The organism is Streptomyces phyllanthi (assembly GCF_009377205.1).
In the GTDB taxonomy this organism is placed as follows: Bacteria; Actinomycetota; Actinomycetes; order Streptomycetales; family Streptomycetaceae; genus Streptomyces; species Streptomyces phyllanthi.
The window spans coordinates 1-9,733 of the sequence record NZ_VJZE01000358.1; the positions used below are offsets into that span (position 1 = coordinate 1).

At 72.7% G+C, this 9,733-nt stretch carries 1 protein-coding gene; it reads right to left on the minus strand.

What is annotated here, in order from left to right:
- On the minus strand, positions 1–9,704 hold a 9,704-nt coding region (locus FNH04_RS34055), incomplete at its 3' end, for a non-ribosomal peptide synthetase (protein WP_322724648.1).
- Positions 9,705–9,733: the final 29 nt, after the last annotated feature.

A 9,733-nucleotide genomic window follows, 5' to 3' on the forward strand; every position in this document is an offset into this window, starting at 1 on the left:
CCCACCGACTCCGCCTGCCCAGCCCCACTCCAGCCCTCCACCAACTCCGCACGCTCGTCGGCCGTGAGCATCGGCACCGCGGACAGCGGCCGGGCGGCGTCGGCGGTCACCTCCGCCAACACCGTGCACAGGTGCTCCGCCATCCGCTCCACCGTGCTCCGGTCGAACAACGCCGTCGCGTAGGCGATCATGCCCGTCAGCCCACCGCCGGGGCCGGTGCCAGTGCCGGTGCCGACGCCGGTGCCGCCCACCGTCAGCCGGAGGTCGACCTTGGCGAGTCCCTCGGCCTGCTCTCCGCTCTCGGCCGGGGTATCGCCCTGCGGGCCCTCGTCTCCGAAGTAGTCGAACGACACCTGGAACAGCGGGGTGCGGGACCGGTCCCGATCGGTGACCAGCGCGTCCACCAGCTGCTCGAACGGCAGGTCCTGATGGGCATAGGCGCCCAGCGCCGTTTCCCTCACCCTGCCCAGCACCTCTGTGAACGACGGTCCGCCCGACAGGTGGGTCCGCATCACCAGCATGTTGACGAAGAACCCGATCAGGTCCTCGGTCTCGGCGCGGTTCCGGCCCGCGACCGGCGACCCCACGACGACGTCCTCGGTGTCGGCGTATCGGCCCAGCACCACCGAGAACCCGGCCAGGAGCGCCATGAACATCGTCGCGCCGTTCCGGCGGGCGATCTCGCGCAGCCCGTCCGCGACCGGCTCAGGGATCGTGAACCCGACCGCCGCACCGGCGTTCGACCGCACCGGCGGCCGCGGACGGTCGGTCGGCAGTTCCAGCACCGGCGCATCGGCGAGCCGCTCCCGCCAGTAGGCCAACTGCCCGTCCAGGACCTCGCCGGTCAACCACGACCGCTGCCAGGCCGCGAAGTCCGCGTACTGCACCCCGAGCGGCGGCAGCGGATCCGGCTCACCCGTCCGGAACGCCTCGTACAAGGCCAGCAGATCCCGCCGCAGCACCCGATCGGACCACTCGTCGGAGACCACGTGGTGCATGGTGAGCGCCAGAACGTGTCCGGCCCCACCCAGGCGGACCAGGCAGGCGCGGACGAGCGGCCCGGCCGCCAGGTCGAACGGCGACGTCATCTCCGCCGTCAGCAGCGCCCGCGTCACCGGGACCGGATCGGCCAGGGACGACACGTCCGCCACTGGCAGATCGAACGAGCCGGGCGGGTCGATCACCTGCCAGGCCGTCCCCTCGGAGTCGGTCACCAGCCGGGTCCGCAGCACCTCGTGCCGCGTCACCACCGCGCTCAGAGCGGCGGTCAGCGCGGCCACGTCCACGTCCCGTCCCAGGTGTTCGAGGAACGGGACGACGTACTCCACCGACCCCGGCTGGAGCTGGTCCAGGAACCACAGGCGCTGCTGGGCGAACGACAGAGGCAGCGGCCGGTCCCGCGGCACCGGTGTCATCGGCGGTGCCGCCAGGCCGCGCGCGGTGCCCTCGACGACCTCGGCCAGGCCCCGAACCGTCGGATGGTCGAACAGGGCCACCAGGGGCACCTCGGCCCCGAACACCTCACGCACCCGCGAGACGACCTGCGTGGCCAGCAGCGAATGCCCGCCGAGCTCGAAGAAGTCGTCGTCGGCGCCGACCCGGTCGACTTCGAGGAGCTCGGCCCAGATCCCCGCCAGCAGTTCCTCGGCCGGTGTCGCGGGGGTGACGAACGCGCCGTCCAGCTCGGGGCGGGCGGTGTCGGGCACCGGCAGCGCGGCCCGATCGACCTTCCCGGCCGGGGTGAGCGGCAGGGCGGCCAGCTCGATGAACACCGACGGCACCATGAAGTCCGGCAACCGCTGTCCGGCGAACCCGCGCAGGGCGCCCGGGGCGGGGACGCCGTCAGCGGTGTCGGCGGGCACCAGGAACGCGGCCAGCCGGGCGGCCGGGCCGTCTCCGGCCACGACGACCGCCGCGGCCTGGATCCCCGGATGGGCGGCCAGGACCGCCTCCACCTCCCCCGGCTCGATCCGGTAGCCGCGGACCTTGACCTGTTCGTCGGTCCGGCTCAGGAACTCCAGCCGCCCGTCGGCGTGCCACCGCACCCGGTCCCCGGTCCGGTACATGCGCGACCCGTCGGCGGCGGACGGGTCGGCGACGAACCGCTCCGCCGTGAGCGCCGGCCGGCTGCCGTAGCCGCGTGCCAGCTGCACCCCGCTGAGGAACAGCTCCCCGACCACCCCGACCGGCACCGGGTTCAGGTGGCGGTCGAGCACGTAGGCCCGGGTGTTGGCGATCGGGCCGCCGATGGGCAGCGCCCCGTCGGCCTGGCCGGTGGCCGGGTCGTGGGTGGCGGAGGTCGCGTCGATGGTGGCCTCGGTCGGCCCGTAGACGTTGTGCAGCGGCACCCGCAACCGCTGGTGCAGAGCCGCGGCGATGTCGCCGGTGAGCTGCTCGCCTCCGCAGACAACCTGCCGCAGCGCCGTGCACCGGGCCAGGGCGGGGAGCCCGCTCAGCAGGCGCAGCACGGCCGGGACGGTACCCAGCAGGGTTACCTGCCGGTCGGCCATCGTCTCGGCCAGCCCGGCTATGTCGGTCGCGGGACCGGACGCGGGGACGATCACCAGCGTGCCGCCCGCGGCCAGGCCCGGGTACAGCTCGATCCCGAAGGCGTCGGTGCTCGGCGAGGAGTACATCAGGACCCGGTCGCGGGCGGTGAGGGAGTACCGGTCGTTGAAGCCGCGCACGTAGTTCGCCAGAGCGTCGTGCGCGATCATGACGCCCTTCGGCGTTCCCGTCGAACCGGACGTGTAGATGACGTACGCCAGCCTGCCCGCCGCCGTCACCGGGACGGGGGGTGCCGTCGGCATCGCGGCCAGCCGCCGCTGGACGTCCGGGTCGTCGAGCAGTACCGCCGTGCGCCCGGCGGCGGCGCCGTCGGGGAGTGCGGCAGTCATCTCCCGGCCGCCGACCAGGACCGTGGCCCCGCTGTCGTCGAGCATGAACGCGAGCCGCTCGGCCGGGTGGTCGGGGTCCAGCGGCAGGAAGGCGCCGCCCGCCTGCCAGATCGCGAGCACCGAGATCGTGAGGTCGATCCCGCGTGACAGGCCCAGCCCGACGACGGACTCCGGGCCGACCCCGGCCGCACGCAGATGGTGGGCGAGCTGGGCGGCCCGCGCCAGCAGCGCGCCGTACGAGAGGGACCGCCCGCCGGAGTCCACGGCGATCGCGTCCGGAGTGGCCACCGCGTGGGAGGCGATCAGCTCGGGTACTTCGCTCGAGGCCGGCCAGGTGACGGCGGTGTCGTTCCAGGTGTGCAGCAGCCTCGTACGCTCGTCGGCGGTCAGGACGGGCAGGGCGGACAGCGGCCGGGCGGCGTCGGCGGCGGCCGCGGCCAGCAGGGTGCTCAGATGTCCGGCCAGTCGCTCGATCGTGGTCGCGTCGAACAGGGCGGTGCTGTACTGGACAACCCCGGCGAGGCCGCCCTCGCCGGAGTCGCTGAGCGTGAGATCGAGGTCGGCGAGGGTGAGGGGGCGGGCGAGCATGTCCGCGGCGCGTTCGTCCGGGGCGCCGGGCTCCGGCTGTGCGTCGCCGCCCTCGCTGCCGTCGCCGCCTGCTCCGACGTAGTTGAAGAAGACCTGGAACAGGAGGGTGCGGGACCGGTCGCGGTCGGTGACCAGGGCGTCCACCAGCTGCTCGAACGGCAGGTCCTGGTGGGCGTAAGCGCCCAGCGCGGTCTCCCGGACCCGCCCGACCAGGTCGGTGAACGACGGGTCGCCCGACACGTCGGTGCGCATGACGAGCGTGTTGACGAAGAACCCGATCAGGTCCTCGGTCTCCGCGCGGTTCCGGCCCGCGACGGGTGTGCCCACCACGATGTCGTCGGTGCCGCAGTACCGGCTGAGCAGCAGGTCGAACCCAGCCAGCAGGGTCATGAACATCGTCGCGCCGTTGTCGCGGGCGATGTCCCGCAGCCGGTCGGCGGTGTCGGCGGGCACGGTGAACTCCACCGCCGCCCCGGTGGTGGACAGCACCGGCGGGCGGGGACGGTCGGTGGGCAGTTCCAGCGCCGGCACCTCGGCCAGTTCGTCCCGCCAGTAGGCGAGCTGCCCGTCCAGGACCTCACCGGCCAGCCAGGACCGCTGCCAGGCCGCGAAGTCGGCGTACTGCACCGAGAGGGGCGGCAGCGGATCAGGTTCCCCAGCCCGCAGCGCCGTGTAGAGGGCGGACAGCTCGTGCCGGAACACCCGTGCCGACCACTCGTCGAAGACCACGTGGTGCAGTGACACCACCAGCACGTGCCCGGCCTCACCCAGGCGGATCAGGCAGGCGCGGACCAGCGGTCCGGTCGCCAGGTCGAACGGGGTGGACGCGTCCGCCGCCAGCAGGTCTCGTGCCGCGGCCGCCGGGTCAGCCGCCCCCGACACGTCCGCCACGGGCAGCGGCACCGGCCCCGGCGGGTCGATCACCTGGTACGCCACCCCGTCGGGGCCCGCCACCAGACGGGTCCGCAGTACCTCGTGCCGGGCCACCAGCGCGCCGAGGGCCGCGCCCAGGACGGCCACGTCCAGGTTCCGGCCGAGTTCCATCGGCAGCAGCAGGTTGTATTCGGTCGACTCCGGCTCCAGCTGCTGCAGGAACCAGAGCCGCTGCTGGGCGAACGACAGGGGCAGCGGCCGGTCTCGGGACACCGCCGTAACCGGCGGTATCACCAGGCCGCGCGCGGTGCCTTCGATCATTTCGGCGAGGCCCCGCACCGTCGGGTGTTCGAACAGGGCCGACAGCGGCACCTCGGCTCCGAACACCGCCCGCACCCGGGACATCACCTGGGTGGCCAGCAGGGAGTGCCCGCCGAGCTGGAAGAAGTCGTCGCAGGCGCCGATCCGGTCCACTTGGAGGAGTTCCGCCCAGATTCCGGCCAGGACCTCTTCGGCGGGGGTCGAGGGTGCTACGAATCCGTCGCGTTCGCTGCGGCCCGGGTCGGGGTCGGGGAGCGCGGCCCGGTCGATCTTGCCGCCCGGGGTCAGCGGGAGGGCGGCCAGCTCGGTGAAGGAAGCCGGGATCATGAAGACGGGCAGCCGGGACCGCAGATGGTCGCGCAACTCGCCTTGGGCGGGGATGTTCTCGGCGGGGTCGGCGGGGACCAGGTAGGCGGCCAGCCGGGCCTGCGCCCCGTCCCCCGTCACCGTCACCACCGCGGACCGGATGTCCGGGTGGGCGGCCAGGACGGTCTCGATCTCCGCCGGTTCGATGCGGTAGCCGCGGACCTTGACCTGGTCATCGACCCGGCCCACGAACTCCAGCCGTCCATCAGCGCGCCACCGCACCCGGTCACCGGTCCGGTACGCCCGTGAGCCGTCCGCCGCGAACGGGTCGGCGACGAACCGCTCCGCCGTCAACCCCGCACGCCCGGCATACCCGCGCGCCACACCGGCACCACCCACCAGCAACTCGCCCGCCACACCCGTCGGCACCAGGTTCAGCGACCCGTCCACCACGTAGAGGCGGGCGTCAGGGACCGGTTTCCCGATCGGCGGTGCCTCGCCGTTGCCGTCGACCGGTCCGATGCTCGCCACCACGGTGGCCTCGGTCGGTCCGTAGGCGTTCAGCAGCCGGTGCCCGGCCGCCCGCCATGCCGACGCCAGTCCCGCTTCCACCCGTTCCGCGCCCGTCACCAGGGTCTTCAACCCGGCCAGATCGGCCGGCGCCAGCACCCGCAGCAACGACGGCACCATGAACGCCAGCTCCACCCCGGCCGACCGGACGAGCTGTGCCACCCGGCCGGGTTCGGCCCGTTCCTCGGACGACGCCACGACCAGGGTGCCGCCGCCCGACAGCACCATCACCAGCTCCCACACCGCCGCGTCGAAGCTGAAGGGCGCCATCAGCAGCCCTCGGGGCTGCTCGCCCAGCAGTGGCCACAACCCGGCCGCCAGATTCACCAGCCCGCCATGGCCCACCTGGACACCCTTCGGCACCCCCGTCGACCCCGACGTGTAGATCACGTACGCCAGCTGAGCCGGATCCACCGCCATCGGCTCAGGCGCGTCCGGATCGATCCGTGCGGTCGGGTCGTCCAGCCACACCACCGAGTCCACCGCGGAATCCACCAGCCCCGCGGCCACCGACCGATGACCCACCACCACCCGCGCACCCGAATCGGCCAGCATCAACGCCAACCGCTCGGACGGATACTCAGGATCCAGCGGCACGAACGCCGCTCCGGCGCGCCAGGTCGCCAGGACCGCCGCCACCATGTCGATTCCGCGTTCCAGGCACAGGCCCACCACCGACTCCGGGCCCGCGCCCGCGGCACGCAGCGACCCGGCCAACCGCCCGGCCCGCTCCCACAGCCCCCCGTACGTCATCCGACGCGACCCGCACACCACCGCTACGGCGTCCGGGGACCGCCTCACCTGCTCGGCGACCAGATCGTGCACTCCGCCCGCACCGGGTACCGGCGCCGGTCCCGCGGCACCCGACCCCCACTCGAGCATCTCGGCGCGCTCCGCCGCCGACAGGACCGACAGGTCACCGACGGTGCCCTCGTCGTCGGCGACGACCCCCGCCAGCACCGCGGCCAGATGGCCCGCCAGCCGATCGATCGTCGCGGGGGCGAAGCGGGACAGGTCGTAGCTGAAGCCGACCTGCAGGTCCGGTGACGTCCCCGCGATGACGACCAGGGGGTAGTTAAGCCGCTGGTGGCCGTGGGAGATCTCGCCGAAGCGCAGGTCGTCGGCTTCCGGTCCGTCCTGGTCGCCGCCTCCGCCGCCGCCACCGGGGAGAGGGTAGTTCTCGAACACGAACACGACTTCGAAGAGGGACTGTCCGGCCGGGATCTCGCTGCAGGCCTGGATGTCGGTCAGCGGGGTGTGCTCGAAGCGGCGGCCGCGTGCCTGAGCTACCTGCATCCCGGCCAGCCACTGCGGGACGGTCTGGCCGAGGTCGATCTTGATACGGGCCGGGGTGGTGTTCATCAGCAGGCCGACCATGGCCTCGATGCCGTCGAGCTGACCGCTGCGCCCGGAGGAGGACACACCGAACACGACGTCGTCGGTACCGGCGTAGCGGGCGGTCAGGACCGCCCAGGCGCCCTGGACGACCGTGTTGACCGTCAGCCGGTGCCGTCGCGCGAACTCCGCCACCCGGGCGGAGAGGTCCGCGGGCAGCGGGGCCCAGGCCAGGTCCCGGCCTGTTGGGCCTGTCTGGCCTGTCGTGTGCTCGATGCCCAGCGAGGTGGGTGCGGTGAACCCGGCGAGCTGCTCCCGCCAGTACCGCTCGGCCTCGTCCTGGCCCTGCTCGGCCAGCCAGGCCACGAAGTCGCGGAACGGGCGCCGGTCGGGCAGCACGGGCTGCCGTCCCGCCATCGACTCCCCGTAGGCCTGGAGGACCTCGCCGAGCACGACGGGGGCGCTCCAGCCGTCCAGCACGAGGTGGTGGTAGCTCCACAGCAGGTGGTGACGGCGTTCTCCCAGGCGCACCAGTGCGACGCGCACCAGCGTCGGTGCGGCGAAGTCGGCGCCCGTCGTCTCGTCGGCGGCGAGGTAGTCGTCGATCGCCCGCCGCTGGGCGTCCTCGTCGAGGCCGGACAGGTCGATCACCTGCCAGGGCAGCGGCACCGACCGCGACACCACCGCCATCGGCACCGGAACCTGCTCCCACACCACCCCGGTACGCAGCACCTCGTGCCGGGCGAAAACCAGCTCCCATGCCTGGCGCAGGACCTTCAGGTCCAGGTCGCCCTGGAGGGGAAGGCCCATCCGTACCCAGTACATTCCCATCCCGGGCGCCAGCCGGGAGTGGAACAGCATGCCCTGCTGCAACCCGGTGAGCGGGTAGATGTCCTCGATCGCCGGGCCGATCCGGTCCTTGATGTGGTCCAGGGAGGACTGGTCGAGGCGGGCCAGCGGGAAGTCCGACGGTGTGTAGCCGCCGCCCTCCGGGCGGCAGCAGTGGTCGATCAGATCGCCGAGCACCTCGACGTACCGGTGGGCCAGCGCCGAGATCGTCGCCTCGTCGTGTACCTCGCCGCTGTAGTTCCAGCCCAGGATCAGGCGGCCGTCGACGACCTGGCCGCTGATGCCGATCAGGTAGGGCGAGTCGCCTTGGTCCGACTGCTCCCGGCCCAGCCGTCCGATCGGCCGCAGCGGTGGTACGTCGTCGCCGGCGGCGCGCTCGGTCCTGTCGCCGCTGGGCCTGCCGGGGGCGGCCTGGCCGAGGTAGTTGAAGCTGATCTCCGCGGTCGCGGGCGGCCGCCACCCCGTCAGGTGGCGCAAGAGCCCGTAGCCCAGGCCATGACGGGGCACCCGCCGCACCATCTCCTTGGTGTCCGCCAGCACCCGGCCCGGCTCGGTCCCACCGGGCAGCACCACCGGATACAGGCAGGTGAACCAGCCCACCGTCCGGGACAAGTCGATTCCCGGGCCTTCCTCGTGACGACCGTGGCTCTCCACGTCGACGACCGCCGACCCGCCGTCACCGAGCCAGCCGCCCAGCACCATGCCCAGCCCGGCCAGCAGCACCTCGTCCACCCGCAACCGCGACACCGACGGCACCCGGGACAACAACAGCGACGTCGACTCGCCGTCCAAGGCCGCCCGCACCTCACGCCCGGCCACCACCGCGTTGCCGCCCGACCGGTCGCGGGGCACCGGCCGGATCCGGTCGGCGACCCGCTCCCAGTACGGCGCCTCGGCGGTGATCGCATCCGAACCCGCCAGTTCGGCCAGATACGACGTCCACGCGGCGAACGACGTGGTCTTCGCCGGCAGTTCCACCGGTTCCCCCGCCGACAACCGCCCGTAGGCCGACCCCAGATCACCCACCAGAACCGGCCACGACACCGTGTCCACCACCAGGTGATGGGCCACCACCAGCACCAACGACCGCTCGCCCCGGTCGAAGAGCACCGCCCGAACCAACGGGCCGGCCGACAGATCCAGCGATTCCTGCGCCCTGTCCGCGACCTCCGTCAGCCATTCCTCTTCATTCGTTCCGGACGGACACGGCCCCGTTTCCCACACCACATCCGCCACGTCACTCGCGATGTCGGCGACGCGGCCGCGCCATTCTCCGTCCACGAGTTCGAACCGCGACCGCAGCCCGTCGTGATGCGCCAGCAGCGCGGCCATCGCGTCCCGCAAGACCTCGGCATCCACCCGACCAGCGGCCTCCAGCAGGACCGACTGGTTGAAATGCCATGGCGTCGGCGACCCCAAACCGAAGAACCACCGCTGCACCGGGGACAACACAACGTCCCCCGCCACGACGCCCTGGTCTCCGACCGCACCCACACCGGCCTCAGCCACCCCGGCCAGCGACCCCACGGTCTGGAAATCGAAGAGCTGCGCCACCGACACCCCGACGCCCAGCGACCGCGCCCGCGCCACCACCTGGATCCCGATGATGGAGTCCCCGCCCAACTCGAAGAAGTTCTCATCGATCCCCACCCGGTCCACACCCAGCGCCCGGGCGAACGCCTCCGCCAGAACCCGTTCCACCTCATTGCGCGGAGCCACGAATTCCGCCGTCGGACGCACCACGTCCGGATCGGGCAATGCGGCGCGATCGACCTTGCCGTTGGGTGTCAGCGGCAGAGCGGCCAGCTCGGTGAAAGAGACCGGAACCATGAACTCCGGCAACCGGCGCCGCAGATGGTCACGCAGCTCTCCGGCCGGGGGGAGGCCGCCGTCGTGATCGGCGGGCACCGCATACGCGACCAGCCGACCCGTGCCACCGGCCACCGCCACCACCGCCGACCGCACATCCGGATGCGCCGCCAGCGCCGCTTCGA